The organism is Microcoleus sp. BM001215392 (genome assembly GCF_036700185.1).
Taxonomy (GTDB): Bacteria; Cyanobacteriota; Cyanobacteriia; order Cyanobacteriales; family Microcoleaceae; genus Microcoleus.
Genome location: NZ_JAUBOJ010000006.1, coordinates 1 through 20540 on the forward strand (window position 1 = coordinate 1; position 20540 = coordinate 20540).

A 20540-nucleotide genomic window follows, 5' to 3' on the forward strand; every position below is an offset into this window, starting at 1 on the left:
CCCCCTTAGCATGGGGGGGCTAGGGGGGGTCGAAAAGTGTTGCACAATTTTAGATAATTGGTATTAAAACTTGCTGTTTATGGCGATCCTCTTCGTTGGCTTCGCTAACGCAAATTCTGTCTCCATGCCTTTGCTGCTGCTAGCGGATGAGGATTTTTGACAGATTCTGTCAACAGCTCGATATCAAGTTCCGGTAGCAATTCGCTGTTTGCGATTAATTCATAACCGCAGTTTGATACAAACTCAACCGGAATCTCTTCTCGCAAATGGTAGATCGAAAATCTCTCATTTCGCCAGAACCAAACCTCTGGCACATTCAACCTTCTATAGAGTTCTAGTTTATTGATGCTGCCACTGGTAACAATCACTTCAATTACCAAGTCGGAAAATTCTTTATCTGTGCCAATACAGTAAGCTTCATCCGGTTCCGTACCGCCACTTTTTTCCTCTTGTCGCAGAGTTGTAGACCCAAAAGGGAAATACTCGATATCAGCTTCTACAAAATAAATTTCCAGCAGATTTCCAATGCGAGTTTTACCATTTTCATGGCGGCGAGAAGGTGACATAATTTCTAAAACTCCATCTAAATAAGTAACTCGATATCCCGCAGCATCTCCAATCCGATTTAGCAGTGTCTCGTATTCTTCCCAGTTCACCGTATCGGTGATGTAGCGCTCTTCGGGATCTTGGCGTTGGAGTGCTTGTTCTTTAAGTAATGTATCTAGCTCGATTGTCAGCATTAGTATTACCTCCTTACAAGTTGTTCTAATTTTAGCAGACGGCGGTTGAAACCGCGTCTACACAAACGATGTCTGCCTTCGCAGACTGAAGAGAATAACCCACGTTTAATCCCCTTTTATTCAACCTGCGGAGGCAGGTTTTGTTTTTATAGACGCGGTTTCAACCGCCGTATTACCTTATTCCCAATCAAATCTCCGCCCCAAATACTCTTCTAATTCCTGATTGTAAGGTTTAAAATAATCGCTCAACAGTTCGCGAACTGACTCATTTACCAGCGGATAAGAACCAGGATTAGCATTTTGGTATTCAGACAATTGATATTCTGGCAACTCTAAAAAGGCTAAAACATGATTGACAGTTGTCGCCGCACCTGCATACAAATCTTCGCTTTGCAAAACTAACAACTGTTCTCGGGGAAAGAAAGCCAGCCAATTTTTAATAAATTCTATATACCTACCGCGAGCTAAATAATTGCCCGGTTCTGGGCCGATGATGTATTCTGGATTTTGATTCAACCGTTCGATTTCGTCGCTAATTGCCCGATCGAGCGATCGCGATTCCCAATTTAAGCCCTTTAAGCGGTAAAAATGAGAAATCGCGCGATCGACAGGATTTCGCAACAGCACAATCAGCTTCGCCTCTGGACACGCGCTGTAAAGACGTTCCGGCGCTTCCCGAAAGTCAAAATAACTCGGACTTGCCTCACCCGTTACAAATTCCCCTCCCTGCGGCATTGGGGGAAAATGAGCCAAATACCAATCAATCCCTCTCTGAAAGTGCCACGAGAAAAAATCCATCTCCTTTTTAATCGGAGTCAAAATTTGCGGGTGTTCAGCTAAATAAGTGTACAGAGAAGTCGTGCCGCACCGCTGAGAACCAATAATTATAAATTTAGGAAATCTTACTGTATTTTGTGGAACAGGCATCGAGCCCGTATCTATATTTTGTAGCACAGGCGCGGAGCCTATTGTCTTGCTAATAATAGACCCAAAAGCTTGCTTATAACTTACAGTTTGATAACAAAAAATTGCATCACCAATATTACCTTGTCTAGTCAAAACTTCCCCCAAATTTAGATAAGGCCAAAAAGCCTCAGGTTGAGCATCAACAACTGCACGGCACAAATTCTCAACTTCATCCAGCTTGTTTTGCTCAATCAAAACTTCCCATAAATTGTAATAAAACCACCAAGGAAGATCGGGATTTATTGCTATTGCTTGCAAAAAAGCCGCCGCCGCTTCCTCCCCATATTTTTGCTGGCTCAAAACCGCACCTAAATTGTAATAAGACCAGCAATCATCCGGTTTTTGGGTTACTTTGGCGCGGGCTGAGGCTAAAGCGCGATCGTCTTCGACGGCTTGGCGATCGCACTTTTGCTGCTCCTGCAACAACAGATCCAATTCCGCCGAAGCTCCTGCACAATTTTGTAAAAATGTCAATAGTATTTTGTAAAGAATAATTGCGCTTTTTGGGCGATCGTACTTTGCTAAATTCCTTCCTAAATTCACATAAAATCCCTGATTTTCCGATGTAATTTGCAACTGATACTGTTGTAATACCAACTTTAAATCAGACTTTGTTTTTCCCAGAACGTATCCCAACTTCTCGTAAATTCCCGGCAAATTTCCGTCTATTTCAACAGCTTGTAAATATGCAACAATAGCTTCATCCCAAGATTTGAGTTGAGTTAAAGCGTCGCCCAAATTACAAAAAGACCAAGCAAAATCCCAGTTGAGCGCAATTTCTGAGCGGTAAGCAGCAGCAGCCTGTTCCCACTGTCGAAGTTTCAATAAAGCATCGCCCAAATTGTGATAAGACCACGAAAAATCTGGATTTAACTCAACAGCTTTTCTGTAAGCAGCGACAGCATCCTCCCAGCGCTCTAGTTTCTGCAAAACATCGCCCAAACTGTGATAATACCAGGAAAAATTAGGATTTAATTCAATTGCTTTCTTGTAAGCAACTATCGCATCATCAAACTGACCGATTGATTGCAAAGAGTTTCCTAACTTGTGGTAATCATCGTTATCCATGAAAAATCCCTGCCAGATTGATTAACTTCTCCAGCGAGTTCACATCCACCCGCATATCTTTATGTCCAGGATATTTCTGAGTTGGGTCATCAAACAATTCAGCAATTAAATAGTAATGTTCCAACTCACACAAATTGCTAATAGTCCAAAAGCAAATTGGCACATAAATCGGTGAAAAAATCTCAATTACTTTAGTTCCGGGACTGCAAAAAACTAGATTTGTCAATCCGGCGCCGTGGGGTGCGACAACTACTTTAGCCGCAGCCAAACACCGCGCTTGTTCCGCTACCGACATCGTTTCTAGCTTGACTTTACGAAACCCAAACTTTTCTAAACAGCCGACAACATTTTCCTCGTTGACAATTCGCCGATACGATGCTTTTTCTCGACTGATATAAATTCGTTCTGAATAATCTGTGTTTGGCGACGGCTGTTCGTATAAAAACATTCGTTTCAAATATTCGCACTTCCATTTAGAAGTTCCCGCAGCACCGTCGCAAATTGAAGGAACTATTAATTTATCCGCTGTCAAGTGCGGCAGGTAGCGACTTTCTAAAATTTTATCTTGGGGAATTCCTAAAGTATTTAAAGTTTCTTTTTCATAAGCATAATCCCAAGCATTGACAACAAACTTATCAATACTGTCCATCAATCCGCTGCGCTGCAAAAGCTCGAAACGCGTAATCACATCAAACATCCAATGAAAATAAGCTGCGCCTCCCCAGCGAGCAGATAAAAAAGCTACATTTCCCTCGACGTGTTCGGCGGGAGACAATTTGTCGGAAGTTATTACTAATTCTGGACAACCAGTTGAAATATCGGTAACAAGTTTATTGTCTGAAGTCATCACGGCGGTAGTAGCAATATCTGCCCAAGCTCGTCCGTTTGGTATGGTTGCAACCAAAGATTTTTTGATATAAAATATTTTATCTTCCCAACATCTACAGTTCGTATCGATTGTTTGGGAATCTGATAGATTGATTTGACTTGCAGGATAGATGTCAATGCTAGTAATGCTTGGTTCTGAATCTGCTGCAACTACCAAATTGTCAGTAAACCCACAGTATTTTTGGAGAAAACTTAAGGGCAACATTTTATAGCCAAATTTTATAACATCGGCTTCATCTACTTGTCCTTTTTGTTCCAAAGCATAGGCTATATGATAGTAAACTCCAAATAAATCTGGTTTAATTTGCAGTGTTTGAACCAAATTAGATATTGCCAGATCCCACTGCTGTTGTGCAATGAAAGTTAAACCCAATCCTTCGTAACACCAACAGGATTTGGGAGCGAGATTGATGCCTTGTTCGTAAATTGCGATCGCCCTTTGCAATTCTCCTTGCTCCCGCAGCGCATCGCCCAGCTTCTTGTACAGCCAACTGTGCTCGGGTTCTAGCTCAACAGCACGACCAAAAGCAACTGCGGCTTCAGCCCAATTTTCTAGTGATTCTAGAACTTCCCCTAAACTATTGTACAGCCAACAATCATCGGGATTTAATTCAATAGCTTTGCGGTAAGCCGCCCCCGCCTCTTCCCAATTTTTTAATGCAATCAAAGCCTTACCCAATCTCTCGTAAGACCAACAAAAATCTGGATTTAGTTCAATTAACTTGCGGTAAGCAACAGCAGCTTCCTTCCACTCAGAAAGCTCCATCAACACATCGCCTAAATTGTTGTAAGTCCAACAAAAATCGGGATTTAACTCAATAGCTTTGCGGTAAGCAGCAGCAGCTTCGCCGTATTCCTCGATCGCCTGCCAAGTTTCCCCCAAAAAGTGGTAAGACCAGCTAAAATTAGGGTTGAGTGCGATCGCCATTTGGTAAGCGACCCCAGCTTTATCAAACAATTCTTGCTTTTGCAGAATTTTACCCAACTTGTGGTAAGTTAAGTAATTACCCGACTTAATTTTAATAGCTGTTTCGTAGCGTTCGATCGCCACCTCTGCATAACCAGTATCTGCCGCAATATCACCCAGCTTTTCCCAACCCAGAGATAACAAAGTTTGCTCCTCGCCCAAACTTTGATTGGCGATTTTTTTGACCATCAGTTGATAGCCCTTGTGAACGACTTCTAACTGACTCGCAAACATCTCCAGAAAAACATCAATTCCGATTTTAGTATCTTGCTCCGGGCTGTCAGGAAATGTAAACTCGTAATCGTCAAAAATCATCAGCCCCCCAACTTTCACTAACCTCCACGACAAAATTGCATCTTGCAGGGCGCTGGTGGGTTTGTGACAGCCGTCAACGTAAGCAATATCGTAAAAATCCGAATCCAAGTTTACTAACAAATCTTGAGAGTAACCTTCCAGTTCAATTACCTTCTGGGGGACTTTGGTTTGAGCAATATTTCCCTTAAAAGTTTCTTGGAAATACAAATCGATGCAAGTAATTTTTGCAGTAGGATGAGTTAAAATATTATCCAGCAGCCAGCAAGCCGACATTCCTTGAAAACTGCCAATTTCCACAACTTTAAAATCGGGAATTCCTGCCAGCTCCTGTAAATGACGTTGCCAAATAGGGATATTGTGGGTAAACCAATCTTGGGTGAATTGATAGTTTTTCGCCGCACATTCAGGCCAATGTCTCAACGCGCTAGCCTTTTGATGACAAACGATCGCTTCTTCCAATTCTCCTAATTGCGGTAAAATATTACCTAAATCGTTGTAAGCCTTAGAATTGCTCGGATCTCTTTCAATTTGGCGGCGGTAAATCGCTATTTGTACGTATAATTCTTGTTGTTCCGTGCGAACTTCCTGGAGTTTGGCGACAACTTCGGCAGCCAGGGGGTCGATCTGCACTGCCATGCTATAAAATACGATCGCACCTTCGAGCTGCTTCTGTTTGGCTAACCTGTGGCCTAAATTTATAAAAAAGTCCGCTCCATCTAACTCTATTCCCAGTAATTTGTGGTAAATTTTGGGGCTGGGGAGCAGCTCAATAGCTTGACAGTAAGTTGCGATTGTGCTCTCTAAACCCGATTCGCTGCGCTTGCGCAAAACATATCCTACTCTCTGATTAATTCCCCTCAAGTTGGGTTCAAGTTGAATCGCCCGCAGGAAAGCAGCAACAGCTTGATCCCAAGAGCTTTCGCAAGTTAAGGCAATTCCCAAATTGCAATAAAACCAGGGAATATTTGAATTTAGTGCGATCGCCTTGCGGTAGCAAATCACTGCTTCTTTCCACAGCTTTTTGTGGGCTAAAGCTTCTCCTAAATAATTGTGCGCCCAATAGGAATTATGATTAATTTGCAGAGTCTGGCGGTAACATTCAATTGCTGCATCAAAGTCGCGCTGCTGCACAAAAACGTTGCCCAAACCAAGGTGAGCGCGGGCGTAATTAGGATTGAGTTCGAGGCTGGTGCGGTAACAAGCAATCGCGCGATCGCATTCTCCTCGCTCCGCCCAAGTTTTACCCAAACTGTGGTAAGATTCAAAAGAATCGGGATTGATGGCAATGGCTTGGCGGTAATTGGCGATCGCCTCGTCCCACCGCTTCTGACCGATGAGCATTTCCCCCAAATTGTGATAAGCTGTTGCCAGATTGGGATTTAATTCAATTGCCCGCGAATAACACTCGCTCGCGCGATCGAAATCTCCCAATTCAACAAAACTATTTCCCAGAGTCACGTACTCGTCAGCAGTTCCCCAATTCGGCTCGATTTTAAAAGCTTCATACCAACACTTTGCCGCTTCTTCTCGGTTTTCTAACTGAGTCCAAACTCTCGCCAACAGTCGGTAAGCAGCCGCAAAATTTGGAGCTAGGGCGATCGCTTTTTCACAATTTGCGATCGCCTTCAACCACTGTTTCCCTTGATAATATAAACTGCCTAAATTAGCGTAAACTTCCGGCAAATTAGGATTGCGATCCAGTGCCGCTTCATACCACTGCTTAGCCTGCTCGATTTCACCTCGAACCTGCATCACTTTTCCCAACGTTTGGCAAGCTACGGCCAAATTCGGCTCCATTTTCAACGCTGACTCGCAAGCAGCAACCGCCTCATTTAACCTGCCTTCGGCTAAATAAAGTTCTGCTTGCCGACTCAAATCAACCGCTGCCTTTTCCATCTTCTCAATCGAGGGCATAATTAAACTTGCTCCAGACACCAACTAACCCAAACCAACCACCTCAACCATTTTTTTGAGCGAACTTATGTTCACCAAAATATCCTCAGTCAGCGAATTTTGATACATTAACTGTCTAATAGGATAGCATTCAAAAGCCTCACCCGCTAAAAAGTAATGTTCCAACTTCAGATATTGACTGATTCCCCAGTAATAATGACCGATATAATGAGGTGATACCAACTCAATTACTTTAGTTCCCTGTCGAGAAAAAAGCGTATTTGTCAAGCCGCTGCCGTGGGCGGCGACTATCACCTCAGCATGGTAAAAATGAGCAATTTGCTCTGCCAAAGACATCGACTCAGGCAATATAGAAACAAAGCCAGATTGCTGTAAAACCTCAACCACATCTTCCTCGTTCAAAACTCTGCGATATCTCGCTTTGCTGCGGCTGATGTAAATGCGTTTTGGATAGCTCGAACCAGGTATAATTAGCTTGAGAAACTCCCGCCTCAAAAAATCGATCGCCCATCCGGACGGCCAGCCCAAATATCCCGCAAAAGCAGGTACAATTAACTCGGTTGCTTGAATGTGAGGAAGGCGATCGCTCTCCAAAACCTTTTCCTCTGGAATACCGAGAATCCTGAGACTTTCCCGCTGGAATTCGTGGTGGCAACTGTTAACCACAAACCAATCAATTTCCGCAAAATCCCTACCGCTTTGTCGCAGCAATTCAATCCTCGGCAAAACGTCTACCATCCAGTGAAAATAGACATTTCCCGACAAACCAGAAAGCACTGCCACGCTGCCATCAATCTGCTTTAGAGGTGGAAACGATTCTAAATTAAAAACGCTGTGTTTTCTCAGATCGTGCTTTTCACATCCCGGTAACAAACCAGGATAATCTCTCGACACATCAGCCAACAAATAGTTATCAGGAGTAATGACAGCAATCGCATTACAAATCAGCCAATAATTTTGCTGCGGCACAATCCAAACTCGCCCGTTGGGAATTGTCGCCACAAAACTCTTGGGCTCCTCTACAGGTATTGGTTGCGAGTTAGACAAACGGCAAACTCCCCAACCCAAATGCACCGGATCGAACCACTTAGAAATTCGGTGCAGACACAGCCCGCAAGTTAAACCGCCGCATTCAGAATTTTCTAACTGCGAGTTACTTAGCAAAAACTTGGAATGCGAAGTATTTTCGGCACTGGCTTTTACAGGATATTGCCAAACTATTTCAACATAATTTTTGGCATCCAACTGAGCATTAACCAACCAATCCCAACTCGATAAATAAATACCGCTAGGAGGTTTGATAGAATTGCTATCTGATAAACTAAAAGTAGATTTTTCCCACTGTTTAGGTTCTCCATAGCCGTGGAATTGCAACTCTAAAACCTGTTGATAATAATCGATCGCCCTTTGCCAATTTCCCTGTTTTTCCAGCAGTTTCGCCAACTCAAAATTAACCTGGGGTAAAGCAGGTTGAACTGTCAAAGCCATACGGTAAACTGCCACAGCCGCATTCAACCTTTTTTGCTTTACCAAACAATTGCCCAGCCGCCAGTAAAGCTCGGTATTTTTGGGCTGAATTTGCAAAGCTTTTTGGTAATAAGCCACCGCTGATTCATATCCGCCGTACTCTGTTAAAGTATTCCCCAGATGCAGGTAAGTTTCTGCTAAATAATCGCAGATTTCAGCAATTGGGAATTGGGCATCGGGCATCGCGCATCGGACATCGGGCATTGGGAGTTGTTTCAATACTTCCCTCTTCATTCCATCCGTGACATCCGTTACATCCCGCACATTGGTCGTTGCCGAACTTCCCATCAATGCTGTGAGAAATCGATCGCACGCCGCGATCGCCCTTGACAACTCATCATCATCAACCGCACCAACTCTGCGCCTTTCTCCCCAACGGCAGTAAGCCTCAACAAAATCGGGCTTGAGAGCTATTGCCCGCTCAAAATAAGCCATGGCTTCAGCAATTTTTCCCAAAACCATCAAAGAAAATCCGGCGTCCGTACAGCCCGAAATATGGTCGGGATTGAGTTCGATCGCCCGATCGAAACAAGCAACCGCCGCCGAATGTTGGCCCTGGATTTGCCAAGCTTTGCCCAAATTGTAATGAGCCAAAACCATCTCCGGTTCCAACTCGATCGCCCGACGGTAAGATGCGATCGCTTTTTCGGGACTTTTCTCCAGCAATACCTGCCCTAAATTATTGTGCAGCGTCGCCCAATCCGGATCGATCTCGATCGCAGCCTGGTAAACTTCGATCGCCGACTCAGGGCGATCGAGAGCCAGCAAAATCGCGCCCCAATTGCTGTAAGCTTCCACGTAATCGGGTTTTTGGGCGATCGCCTGACGGTAGGTCTCAATTGCCGCTTCTAGCTGATTATTTTCCTCTAAAACCACGGCCAGATTGTAAAAAGCCAGCAGATAATCAGGTTTTTGGGCGATCGCCTTTCGGTAACATTCGATCGCCCCTAACAAGTTACCCTGCTTGTGAAAAACATTTCCCAAGTTATAATGAACTTCCGGCCAATCTGGTTTGAAACCCAGAGCTTGCCCGTAGTGAAAGGCCGCCTCATCCAGCCAGCAATACTCGCTGTACAGTTGACCCAAAAAAGCGTGAGCCCAGAAAAAATTCGGCGAAATCTCCAAAGCTTTGACAAAAGCGTCTCTTGCCGCCGTCGGGTCACCGCTGGCTTCGAGGATTTCGCCTAAAGTTGTGTAAGCTCGGGGGGAAAATGGCTGCAATTCGATCGCCCTTTGACAACAATCGAGCGCCTCTGTTAGTTTCCCCCGCTTAAGATCGACTTGCGCTTGCCGGATGTATTCTTCAGTGGTCATTGCTTGCGGTACATTTGCGGTTGATTTACCGCTTCATGAAAACCTATAAATTCTAATTTTAAAACTTTCTGTGTATATTTTGCCGATCGGGCGATCGACTACTTGAGGCAATAACCAATATCAAACTCTAAAATTAGTCGCGTTTTGTTTTACTTCCTATATTCAAGCTTTCAACTTCGCTCTGCAACAGGCAGAACGAAGTTGAAAGCTGGCAAAACTCTCTGGGCTGCGGGAGAACAGCCCCGGATCAGATCCGGTGTCCTCCCGCCCCAGCCAGTTTTGTTTAGAACAACTCGAAGTTGTTTCTGGTGCCGGTGTTAACCGCTGCCAGGTTAAGTCCTGGTTGCAGTTGAGCGATCGTTTGCACGCCGCTGCCGCCGTTGTAGAACAACAAACCGCTTTGCGGGTCGTATACTACCTTGTTCGCAGTGTTTGCTGTGGAGCTGTTGGCGTTGAAACCGGAAACCACAACAAAGTCCGTAGCATCGAAGGTGCCGCCCAGGCCAGGGAAAGCACTCGCCTTGAGACGGATCTTATCTTCAGCAGGGTTAAAGTCGGTAATGGTGTCTAGACCGTTACCGTCAACGCCAGCAGGAGACGCGAAATAGAATGTGTCGCTGCCTGCACCGCCGGTCAGGAAATCAGCGCCTCTGTCGCCAGAGATAAAGTCATCGCCAGCGCCACCGTCAACAGTGTCATTATCTCTGCCGCCGTAGAGGCTGTCGTTGCCGTCGCCACCGCTAACCAAATCGTTGCCTTTGCCGCCCAACCCTGTATCGTTGCCAGCACTGCCGAAGATTCTGTCGTCGCCGTTGTCGCCGGAGATAAAGTCATTGCCCGAATTACCGTCGAGCAGATCAGCACCTTTACCGCCAAAGATTCTGTCGTCACCAGTGCCGCCATCGACCACATCGTTGCCACTGCCTGCAAAGACATCATCGTTGCCAGCGCCGGCGCCTACAGTGTCATTGCCGCCGCCGGAAATAACTAGGTCATCGCCACCGCGAGCTGAGATGGCATCATTGCCCCCAAAAGTCAGGATGATATCAGCTTGTTCGGTGCCGATGAGCCTGTTATCGCCTTGAGTACCGATCACGTCAAGACCCCTGGTAGGGTTGACAACTGATGATACTGGGGTTGTTGGATTAGTTACCTGTGTCATTTACACTCCTCCTAAAAGATCGATCATTTTTCTACAATACACTTTTCCCTCCAAAGGGATTCAATAAATCGAACCGGACATCGGTTGAGACCCTAATTGACCCGGCTGCTATAAGCTGTCATGTAATTTAATTTGTCAGCGGGGAGCCCGGGAGTGCGAGTTGAATCCTGTATTCGTCGAGCAGCAAATATCGGTTGTTTTCTGCTTGGGACTCTCGACTCCACAATTCCCTCCTCTAAGACGAAAATATTCCAGTTAAACGTTTGTGAGTTTACCATAACGAGCTTGGATGCGGCTAGTCATTTTTGTAACAGTAGCCGGCAAATAACATACAGATACCATTTTTCAGGGGAGTATGCTCTCAAGATTGAGAAGTTGTACCGCAGTGGTTGGTAACTGTCGATCGCCTCGTAATTCGATCGCCCGCAGTGGCGCTGTAACTGAGTTAGCGATGTTTCATCAGCAGACTCTCGTTCACCTGACTTTTGAATTCTCTCAATAGTTCCCCAGCAATTAAAAATTTTTATCTGGATTTCTAGATCGCCGGCGCACTCGTGCTGGCTGCTGTCGATCGCGCCTTGACCGACAATCCGATTTAAAGCTTTGTTTTTCGACTTTTTAGTCGATCGCGCCGCTCGATATCGCCCACACATTCCCCGATGCACTCTTGAGGCCGCTGCCTTGCTTTTTCTACCGATATCCGTCGCTTTCTTGTACGGCTTTTGGCGAACAAATCCGGTTTTTCAAGCAAAATAGGTGATTTCAGAATTCAACCGCCGCACAATTCCCAACCGCCCATCAATCAAGCCCCATGTCAAATAAAATCGTATTAGTTGTCTGTTGGTTCGGGACACAGCAGACTTGAATTGTAAAAATAGTTACCGCAGGCGAGACGCTTGCTGTGAAAATTATTCTGTGTGGGGTATTCCTTGTAGCCTGCTATAAAAATTTGATTAAAATGACTTTTGCATTGCAATTCAAGTCTAGTGTCAAACACAGAAATCAGCGAACACTACCTTAGCCAGAGCATCCCGAGAGCATCCCCGGCTTGGTCAACAGCATTTTTTTGTGAGAGTGTTAACGCGCCATATCGCGGCCAAGTCTATACTTGCACTTTCAAATTGGGCGTTTTTGATGGTTCCCAATCCCAATATTTTTTTCTATAGTTTGATTGTAAAAAAGCACATAATAAAATTCAATTATTAATTTTTTTAATTGCTAATTGTTAACCCGCAGCGGCTCGTTAACAATTAGCAATTTTTCCGAAACTTGGTGCAGCATTCATAGACAAGCTATACTATTTACTCGATCGGTGTGCTTCGACTTGCGCTGTCAACCCGCTGGCATTGTTCTGATGGTCGTAGCTGTAGATGTGAGCGTCGCTCTGAAAAATGTAATTGATAGAAGTAGCTCCATAGTAGCTCAGCGCTAGGAGCGAGACTAAATTAAGAATTCGATAAATTGGCTTCTCAGACATTTCGTTCATTTTCACTCCTACTTTTTGTGCAATTAGCAAAGTTGGATACAGTGACGGCACTTGTTTTGAGAAGTTCCCCAAAAGCAGCACCCGATAAAAAATCCGATCTTTCGCCTTATCAACTCCAGAGACTCCCTCGCATCCAGCAAGACTTGCTGGAAATTTCCAAGATTTTTTGTAGCTATCTAATCTTGCAGCCTCTGCCTTTAATTGTCTATCTAACTGCGGTAAGAGTTAGCCATTTTGAGCTTTATCGAACTCTACAATTTATGGATGTATCGCTGCTACAACTCGGTGTCAACTAACCCCAAAACCTTGTAGCCCAAAGAGCATAGCTATTTTTATGGCGTGGGTTGCAGGTAGTAAAATTCAATTGCTGATGCTCGCGGTTTAGGAATTAATAAAGTTTATTAAGTTACTGGACTCAACACTAAAATAAGTCTGAAGTTATACTTTCGCCAGCTACAAATTGTGTTATCTTACAGATTGAGATTGAAATTGGTGCAGGCAGCCGAAAATTTTTGATTTAACAATTGTTGCGGTCGCTGTCCGACCCTCTGGGTTTGAGACTTTTGACCCGATTCAGAAACAGATACAATGCCGCCTGGAGCCATGGTGGAGAAATGCAACATTTTAGCCTCCTGTTCAATCTCTTAGATTCTGCTGTGAAGTAAATATCAAATATTAAATCTCAAATTTAAAATCTTAAATCGAGTGACTCGGCGGCCGCGTGAAAATACCCGGTTACAGGATAAAACCAGGCGTAAAAAAGCAGAAGGCAGAATTTGAGAGCAGTAATAAAAGTCTTGTTGGGAGATTTTAGCTCTTTATGTAACTCTACCTTCTGGCTGGTATCTTTTACCAGAAAATTACCAAATGATTTATTTGCGATCGGGAGCGAGGCTGAAGGGAAAATCGACCGACAGCTTAGTGACAGGGTTTGAGTCAGTCATTTCGCAAATCATTACAATTTTTGCTCGTATTTAGCTGTTTGTACAACCGACTTCTTGTTGGTCAGTTGTAAAAGGGATAAGGGCAGCACAACAGGCCAAACTAGAGGGCCGATTATTAAGGCTAGCCAAGAGATTAAGTCTTTTTTCGAGGTCGCTGTATCGTTCCAAAAACTTTTGAACCACACAAAGAAAACGATTAAAGCAATCGAAAAGTAGCCAATAATTATCATTTTTTTACCTGCCTGTAGATTGGATAAGGAGTATCTCCGGTTTGGCAAAAAGGATTTTTATTACAATACAAGCGTTCGCGATCGCGTGATATACGAAGCACGGGAACTCTTGAAGTGCTCGCACTAGAAATCCAAAACCCAGATGCACCCGGTGGGATAAAAGTATTTATGATTATTGTATCTCAGGGTGCTGCTGGTCGATCGCAACTTTCCCCCCTCGTCGGCGGCCAGTGTCGATCGCCCCAAGTTTGACAAGTCTCGGAGTCTGTGAGTCTCCGATGTTGAGTCACCCACTCACCGACGGCTTCGCAGCACCGCGCCTCCCTCCAAAGTCTTGGAATCGTGACTTTTGCAAGTTTTGTCCAACTTTGAGCCCACAGCCGCCACCGCAGCTAAGGCGATCGAGGTCTCTCATTCTATACGATCGCACTCACCTATACTTGGTGACCTGGATCACAAGCAGACCCAAGAAAGATCACAGAGCTTAGCGCACGCCAATCACCCCACTCTGTTGTCAAATCCTCGATATTAGAACAGTCGAGTTCAACGAGATTTCATGCAAACTCTGACTTTAAAATCCGATCGCGCGATCGCCGAACTGTTTTATCAAGTCACCCATTCAGGCAATTTGACTCGCACTCAAAGCCAAGGACTGCGCGCACTCTGCGAAAGCGCTCTGGGCGAAGACGACCGAGATGCAGTCAACCGCCTGCTTCACGCCATCCGGCGCGGATGGGTCAGGATTTCCGATTAATTTCCCCACACAGGAACTGGCTCTGAGTATTTCTACTTTCTTTCTAGTCAAGCTGTACCAGCAATCAGACTTCAGTGGTCGCTCCATTCACCATTTCCCCAAAAAAATCTGTGCTGCGATCGAACCCGGTTTCTAGAAGAAGCCGGGATTTTTGATCGGAATCCGCGAGCAGTCATTAAGTAGATCCACCGATCAAACCCAACATCAATATACACGGCAAATACAACTTAAAGTCGGTCTACGAACACCGTAAAAGTTTTATATTTAATTAAGTAAATGGCTGATTCAGTTAGGAGACAGTATTTAATTTGTAATAAATCAATAAATATTATTTTTGCTCTATTTTCCTTAACAAAAACTACAGATATCCAGTTAACAAAATCAAGGAATCCTGACTAATTTCTGTCGCGAGTTGCTCTCTCGATCGAGGGAACATCCGATCCCCAACTTCCGCTGACACAAATCACTAATTAAAACGGAATCGATCACATTAACTCGCGTACTAAATCACATAATGATTTGGAAAATCAGTCAATACTGTCAAAGGTGAGTTCAATAAAAAAATAATGATGACCCAAACGTTTTTACCTCAATTTACGATCGCAGAGCTAGTATTTCAGGTATATCATTCAGGCTTGCTGACCCCCACTCACCGACAACAGCTCAAGAGTGCGCTATTAAATGACTGTCTTACCGAAGAAGATCAAACCGCCATCAACCGCTTGCTCCACGCCGTTCGCCGAGGCTGGCTGAAAGTTGTAGATTAAATGCCAGGCCCCAAAATATTTGCCGCTTTTGATTCAATTCACTGTCAATCAATTTGAGATTTGAGATTTGAGATTTAGTCAACAGATGAATCTGGAGATTGAACTTGGATCTAAAATTTTTGACTCTCCACTATGCGACTGTCACAGGGCTGTATCCCTTCTTGAGCGGGGAACATCGACAGATAATTCGATTCCCTCAATAATAATCACGAATTAAGCTAAATGTAGGGTGCGCCACAAGCACCCTGCGGTTTTAAATTTTGTTTTGCGAGCTTGTTTAATCAGAAATTTTGCCATCTGGCATCATCGCTTCTCTCAGATTCGCCTCCTTCAAATTTGTCCCGCGCAAATTGGCTTGATGCAAGTTGGCTCCTCGCAGATTTGCTCCCTTGAGGGAAACTCCACTCAAATCCGCGAGATGGAGATTTGCACAGCTCAAGTTAGCTCCACTCAAATCAGCTCCCTTCAAATCGGCTTTTTCGAGATTTGCTTCCGTCAAATTAGCCCAACTCAGATTTGCTTGAGTGAGGTTAGCATGGCTGAGGTTAGCTTGTGTTAAATTGGCGTCGGTTAAATTTGCTTGAGTAAAGTTGATTTGGCAAAGTTTTACTTCTGTCAAGTTGGCACCTTGCAAGTTAGCGTTAACTGCATAAACTTCGATTAAAATTGCCCGCAGAAGGTTGGCGTCTCTCATGTCTGCACCCCTGAGACTCGCCCCGGTTAAATTTGCCCCGCCGAGCACCGCACTCCGCAATATGGCTCCGCTCAAGTTCGCTCCCAGAGCCTGGCATTCCCCAAAATTAGCGGACATCAGGTTAGCTTGGGAGAGGTTGGCTTGGCTGATATTTGCTTGATAAAGATTGGCTCTGTAGAGCGTGATGCCGATCGAATTTGCGCCTGTTAAATTAGCAGCAGTCAGGTCAATATCGCGTAAATTGATCCTTGACATATTGACAAAGGCGAGGTCTACTTTGTGAAAAAGCCGTTCCCCGGCTGCATACCGTGTCAGAAGTTCCTCTACATTCATGTCATTTCCCCCAAAATATTGAATAATATGTTTGATATTTCAATAATATTAGGCATGAGCGACCTTTACATTTCTTGGTCTGAGTACCATCGGAAAATTGAGGATTTGGCTGTAAAAATTCATGAATCTCAATGGAAATTCGATCGCATTGTCTGTCTGGCGAGGGGAGGGCTGCGGGTGGGCGATAGTCTGTCGCGGATTTTCGACAAACCTCTGGCGATTTTAGCGGCCTCGTCCTATGGTGGGGCCCAAGGAAAGGTTCGGCGGGCGATCGAGTTTGCGCCATCTTTGACAATGGTGGGAGATAATTTGGGCAGCCAGATTCTGCTAGTTGACGATTTGGTAGATTCGGGAATTAGTTTGGAGCAAGGTATTGTTTGGCTGCAAAACCGCTACGGCGAGGATATTCAGGAAATTCGGACTGCTGTGCTTTGGTACAAGGCTTGTTCTGTTGCAGTGCCCGATTATTATGTAGATTATTTGGCGGATAATCCTTGGATTCACCAACCTTTTGAAGTGTACGAAAAGATGAGTGCGGCTGATTTGGCGGCGAAAGCGGGGAGTTACTGAAATCCGCCCCTAGCCGTGTTTTGTTTGAAGTTGTTCTTTTACCCAAGCTCGAAATGCTCTGATTGTTGGGCTTCTTCCTTGGGTGTTGCTGCGATCGACAAATTGGGGAATTACATCAACAATGGGAAAGTCGGGGAAACTTGGGCTGCTATCAGACTCCATATATTTTCCGTCTTGAAGCAGATAGATTTTCAGGGTTCGCCCGTCATATCTCCAAAGTTCCGGCACTTTCAAAGCTTGATAGCTATTTAAACTGGTTGGTGAGGAGTTGTCAATCTCGATCGCCAAATCGGGAGGCGGATCTACTGTTAAATCTATTCTATCTTTACCTCTGATAGCAGCTTCATGCTGAATGTAGAAACAATCGTCTGGTTCTACACCGCTCTGCATTTCTTTGCTTTTGAAGGTAGTGGAACCTAAAACATCACAATCAATATTAAGTTCTTCCAAAAGCACGTTGACAAAGTATCCAATCAATGATTTAGCTTTTTCATGTTTTGGTAGTGGCATCCTAATTTCCAGTGTTTCTTGGTAATAAGTAAGTCGCAGTGCGTAACCTTCCCCTAGCTCGTCTAGGATAGCTTCGTACATTTCCCAGCTAACATTTTGTAACTTTATTTTATTGCCTGGTGGGACAATCAGTTGACTTAGTTCAAATACTGTTGGTTTGGTTTCTGTTTGCATCGGTTGCTTCCTGGAATGGGACTCATAGCTCTATTTTATCAAGGGATTCAAGAACAATAGAAGACGGCGGTTGAAACCGCGCCTACAAAAACGTAGGCGTTAGCCTTCCCGAAGGGTAGTCCGCCTCCGCGGACTGAAGAGAATAAATGAATAAAACAACGTAATTTTTACCATCTTATCTTCAACCCGCGGAGGCGCGTGAGTGTTTGTATAGAAGCGGTTTCAACCGCCGTCTACATCTAAGAATTAGCGAACCGAAAGCATCCGCGAGTCCAAAATCTCACTCATTATCAAAACTTCCTGCCGCGCCCACTTATCCGCCGCCAAAATATCATCCAAAGCAGGACTTTGACAGTTATCAGCTTGATGTTTGTCGCAGGCTTTTTCAATCAACTTCGGAATATCCAAAAATGTAATCTTTTCCTCCAAAAATAGCGCTACCGCCTGTTCGTTTGCCGCATTCAGCACCGCAGGCATGGAACCGCCGGCACGTCCCGCCGCATAAGCTAACTGCATACAAGGATACTTTTTGTGGTCTGGTTCTCGGAAAGTCAAATCGCCGGATTTTACCAAATCTAGCTGCGGCCAATCTGTATGAATCCGCTCCGGCCAAGACAAAGCATAAAGCAGCGGCAACCGCATATCCGGCCAGCCCAATTGTGCCAGAACCGATGTATCTTGCAGCTCAATTAACGAGTGAATTATGCTCTGGGGATGGATGACAATATCAATGTCGTCATAATCCATCCCGAACAAGTAATGAGCCTCAATTACTTCTAATCCTTTATTCATCAAAGTAGCAGAATCAATGGTGATTTTCTGCCCCATCGACCAATTCGGATGTTTCAAAGCATCGGCGACTGTTACTTGTGCTAATTTGTCGATCGGCAAATCTCGAAAAGAACCGCCCGAAGCAGTGAGAATAATTCGCCGCAACCCGCCTACCATCACACCTTGGAGGCACTGAAAAATTGCCGAATGTTCCGAATCAGCAGGCAATATTCTAACGCCGTGTTTTTCGATTAGGGGGTTGACAACGGGGCCGCCTGCGATTAATGTTTCTTTATTGGCTAAGGCGATATCTTTGCCTGCTTTAATAGCGGCAATTGTTGGCAGCAAACCAGCACAGCCAACTATGCCGGTGACGACGGCTTGAGCGTCGCCGTATTTGGCAACTTCGACAACGCCTGACTCGCCAGCAAGTAAAATAGGTTGAGGGTCGATATCTGCGATCGCCTCCTGCAATTCCTGTAATTTATCTTCGTCGCAAATCGCGACAATTTCCGGTTTAAACTGGCGAATTTGCTGTGCTAGCAAACTTACATTGCGTCCGGCGGTTAACCCGACAATCCGAAATCGATCGGGGTATTGAGCTACAATGTCCAGAGTCTGAGTGCCGATGGAGCCTGTGGAACCTAGAAGAGTTATTGCTTTCACAATTTTTTAATGTTTTGTGGATTATTCTAATATTACGATTAGTCGAACTCAAATTAGTAAAAGTTTGCCACAATAAATTCTCGCCAGCACCTCAGAGTACACAAGATTTCGCCAGCAGCGCGGAGTATTGACTAAATAATATTTATAACAGCCAGGTTTGATGCAAAACTCCTCTGAAAATCTTCTAATCTCCGGTGAGGAAAGCCGCAGCGCAGTTGCGGAAAAATTACCCGCAGCTAAAATATTTGGGCCACCGAGTGTAATTTGGATGGCTGGTGTGGCTGCTGCGATTTTCTTTTTGTGCAGCAGTTGGCGGCACGCTTTGTTTCAATCAACGGCTTGGGACTTAGGAATTTTTGACCAAGTTATCTATTTGATCGGTCTGGGAAAGTCGCCGATATCCTCATTTTTGGGCTTTCACATTATGGGCGATCATGCTAGTTGGATTTTCTATATCTTAGCACTATTTTACAAAATTTATCCCGATGTTCACTGGCTTTTGGCAGTGCAGGCTGTGGCTTTAGCTGCGGGTGCTTTGCCTGTTTGGAGTTTGGCTAATTTGGCAGGTTTGAATCAAAAACAATCGGTGACGATGGCAGCGGTTTACTTACTTTATCCGGTAGTTTTTAATATCAATTTGTTTGATTTTCACCCAGAAGTTATTGCTTTACCTGCTATTTTATGGGCGATTTTGGCGGCGCGTTTGAGTCACCCTTGGCGGTTTTGTGCGGCGGTGATTGTGATTTTGGGCTGCAAGGGTGTTTTGGCTTTGAATGTGGCTGCGATGGGTTTGTGGCTGCTACTATCTGATTCCGAAAGTTTGTCAGGGCGGGGAAAAAAGGTGAAAAGGGCGATCTCACTTTTTGCTATTATTTCCGGTACAGCCTGGTTTTTGATTGTTACCCAAGCAATTATTCCCGGTTTTCGGGGGACAGAATCAGGTAGCATCGGGCGCTACGCTTATCTGGGAAGTTCGGTATTAGAAATTGCCGCAAATTTGCTATTAAAACCAGGATTGGTTTTAGGAAAAATCTTGTCATTCGACACTTTTAAATATCTATTTTTATTAATTTTACCTGTGATTTGGGGGCTGTCACCTCGACATTTAACTCCTCTGATTGGTGCGCTGCCGACTTTGGTCTTGAATGTACTTTCACAAGAACCTTTTCAGCGCAGTTTAGCTTATCAGTATTCGCTCCCAGTAATCCCCTTTTTGTTGTTAGCAGTTATCTCGAAAGAAGCAGGTTCGGCAACGGATTTTGTACCGGATGTAACGGATTTAACGGATGTCACGGATAGAGGTAATCAGGAAAAAGGAGAAAAATTACCTATTACCAATTATCAATTACCAATTACCCATTCCAAATTACCCATTCCCAATTTAAATGCTCCAAAAACAGTTATTATTTGGTCGTTAATAGTGTTCTTGTTTTTGGGCGAGTCAAAGGATTTTTGGGTGTATCTCAATCGCGCCGATACTGTACAAGCCTCGCGGGAAGCAGTGAGTCAAATTCAGCCCCAAGCTAGCGTTTTAACCGACAACCGACTGGCCGCTCATTTGGCTCACAGGCCCACAATTAAGGCACTTTCGCAAATATCCTCCGAGGCGGATGCGGTGAATTTTGACTCTGTACTGTTGAATTTGCGCCATCCCTGGCCCGATACCCAGCAATTGGGCGATCGCACGGCAAATTACCTCAAAAAATCTCCCAACTTTAAATTACAATATCAAAAAGATGATATTTTGCTGTTTCAAAAAATTGATAAAAATCGATAAAAA

16 protein-coding genes are annotated in these 20540 nt (G+C 44.5%); 6 read left to right on the forward strand and 10 right to left on the reverse strand.

Features of this window, described 5'->3' with window-relative positions; all coding sequences use genetic code 11:
* Positions 1-104: 104 nt before the first annotated feature.
* The 7 genes from QT974_RS01345 to QT974_RS01375 all read right to left on the reverse strand — a co-directional run bounded on the left by QT974_RS01345 (position 105) and on the right by QT974_RS01375 (position 12347).
* The gene (locus QT974_RS01345; RefSeq protein ID WP_333466745.1) at positions 105-740 is read right to left on the reverse strand and encodes a Uma2 family endonuclease; all 636 of its coding nucleotides are present in this window, start codon (positions 738-740) and stop codon (positions 105-107) included.
* Positions 741-917: 177 nt separating this feature from the next.
* Positions 918-2774, reverse strand: coding sequence for a tetratricopeptide repeat protein (locus QT974_RS01350; RefSeq protein WP_333466746.1), 1857 nt, complete (start codon positions 2772-2774; stop codon positions 918-920).
* Positions 2767-6858, reverse strand: a complete 4092-nt coding sequence (locus QT974_RS01355; protein WP_333466747.1) for a tetratricopeptide repeat protein — start codon at positions 6856-6858, stop codon at positions 2767-2769. Before QT974_RS01355 ends, QT974_RS01350 begins: the two co-directional genes overlap by 8 nt.
* Positions 6859-6882: 24 nt before the next feature.
* Positions 6883-9699, reverse strand: a complete 2817-nt coding sequence (locus tag QT974_RS01360; RefSeq protein WP_333466748.1) for a tetratricopeptide repeat protein — start codon at positions 9697-9699, stop codon at positions 6883-6885.
* 283 nt (positions 9700-9982) lie between these two features.
* Positions 9983-10861: a calcium-binding protein gene (locus tag QT974_RS01365; protein ID WP_333466749.1), complete on the reverse strand. Its 879-nt coding sequence runs from the start codon at positions 10859-10861 to the stop codon at positions 9983-9985.
* 299 nt (positions 10862-11160) lie between these two features.
* The gene (locus QT974_RS01370) at positions 11161-11514 is read right to left on the reverse strand and encodes a hypothetical protein (RefSeq protein WP_333466750.1); all 354 of its coding nucleotides are present in this window, start codon (positions 11512-11514) and stop codon (positions 11161-11163) included.
* A gap of 644 nt (positions 11515-12158) precedes the next feature.
* Positions 12159-12347 carry a hypothetical protein gene (locus QT974_RS01375; RefSeq protein WP_333466751.1) on the reverse strand — a complete coding sequence of 63 codons (189 nt, stop codon included), beginning with the start codon at positions 12345-12347 and terminating at the stop codon, positions 12159-12161.
* A 17-nt stretch (positions 12348-12364) separates the two neighbouring features.
* Between QT974_RS01375 and QT974_RS01380 the strand changes: the two genes are divergently transcribed.
* The 4 genes from QT974_RS01380 to QT974_RS01395 all read left to right on the forward strand — a co-directional run bounded on the left by QT974_RS01380 (position 12365) and on the right by QT974_RS01395 (position 15042).
* Complete coding sequence (locus QT974_RS01380) at positions 12365-12643, forward strand: hypothetical protein (RefSeq protein ID WP_333466752.1); 279 nt, start codon at positions 12365-12367, stop codon at positions 12641-12643.
* A 992-nt stretch (positions 12644-13635) separates the two neighbouring features.
* The gene (locus QT974_RS01385) at positions 13636-13773 is read left to right on the forward strand and encodes a hypothetical protein (RefSeq protein ID WP_333466753.1); all 138 of its coding nucleotides are present in this window, start codon (positions 13636-13638) and stop codon (positions 13771-13773) included.
* A 304-nt stretch (positions 13774-14077) separates the two neighbouring features.
* On the forward strand, positions 14078-14275 hold the full coding sequence (locus QT974_RS01390) for a hypothetical protein (protein WP_333466754.1): 198 nt from the start codon (positions 14078-14080) through the stop codon (positions 14273-14275).
* Between the two features lie 566 nt (positions 14276-14841).
* Complete coding sequence (locus QT974_RS01395) at positions 14842-15042, forward strand: hypothetical protein (RefSeq protein WP_293175457.1); 201 nt, start codon at positions 14842-14844, stop codon at positions 15040-15042.
* A 277-nt stretch (positions 15043-15319) separates the two neighbouring features.
* On the opposite strand, the gene QT974_RS01400 is transcribed toward QT974_RS01395, so the two are convergent.
* Positions 15320-16069, reverse strand: a complete 750-nt coding sequence (locus tag QT974_RS01400; RefSeq protein WP_333466755.1) for a pentapeptide repeat-containing protein — start codon at positions 16067-16069, stop codon at positions 15320-15322.
* 54 nt (positions 16070-16123) lie between these two features.
* Here QT974_RS01400 and QT974_RS01405 point away from each other — a divergent pair, with 54 nt between their 5' ends.
* On the forward strand, positions 16124-16639 hold the full coding sequence (locus QT974_RS01405; RefSeq protein ID WP_333466787.1) for a phosphoribosyltransferase: 516 nt from the start codon (positions 16124-16126) through the stop codon (positions 16637-16639).
* 9 nt (positions 16640-16648) lie between these two features.
* Here the strand turns inward: QT974_RS01405 and QT974_RS01410 are convergent, their stop codons facing one another.
* Positions 16649-17323, reverse strand: coding sequence for a Uma2 family endonuclease (locus QT974_RS01410; protein ID WP_333466756.1), 675 nt, complete (start codon positions 17321-17323; stop codon positions 16649-16651).
* 246 nt (positions 17324-17569) lie between these two features.
* A complete protein-coding gene (gene dxr, locus QT974_RS01415) occupies positions 17570-18760 on the reverse strand; it encodes a 1-deoxy-D-xylulose-5-phosphate reductoisomerase (RefSeq protein ID WP_333466757.1) in 1191 nt (396 codons plus the stop codon).
* Positions 18761-18920: 160 nt separating this feature from the next.
* On the opposite strand from dxr, the gene QT974_RS01420 reads away from it, so the two are divergent.
* The gene (locus QT974_RS01420; RefSeq protein ID WP_333466758.1) at positions 18921-20537 is read left to right on the forward strand and encodes a DUF2079 domain-containing protein; all 1617 of its coding nucleotides are present in this window, start codon (positions 18921-18923) and stop codon (positions 20535-20537) included.
* Positions 20538-20540: the final 3 nt, after the last annotated feature.